The following is a 321-nucleotide window of genomic DNA, read 5'->3' on the forward strand; positions in this document are numbered from 1 at the left end:
CGACGCGGGGTGGAGCAGCTCGGTAGCTCGCTGGGCTCATAACCCAGAGGTCGCAGGTTCAAATCCTGCCCCCGCTACCACGGTGGATCGCACAGGCGGTCCTCGTCGAAAGGCCCTCGGGATCTCCGGGGGCCTTTCGTCGTACCAGGCCATTCTTCCCGGACGGCGTGGCGTCGTGACGACGAATTGGCGTCGGGCGCGACGCATGCCGTAGTGTTCAGGATGTCGACGCGGGGTGGAGCAGCTCGGTAGCTCGCTGGGCTCATAACCCAGAGGTCGCAGGTTCAAATCCTGCCCCCGCTACCACGGTGGATCGCACAG

2 tRNA genes are annotated in these 321 nt (G+C 65.4%); both read left to right on the forward strand.

Features of this window, described 5'->3' with window-relative positions:
* Positions 1-3 precede the first annotated feature (3 nt).
* A tRNA-Met gene (locus tag MWU57_RS17930) sits at positions 4-80 on the forward strand.
* Between the two features lie 149 nt (positions 81-229).
* Positions 230-306, forward strand: a tRNA-Met gene (locus tag MWU57_RS17935).
* Positions 307-321 lie beyond the last annotated feature (15 nt).

The organism is Isoptericola sp. S6320L (assembly GCF_023015685.1).
Taxonomy (GTDB): Bacteria; Actinomycetota; Actinomycetes; order Actinomycetales; family Cellulomonadaceae; genus Isoptericola; species Isoptericola halotolerans_A.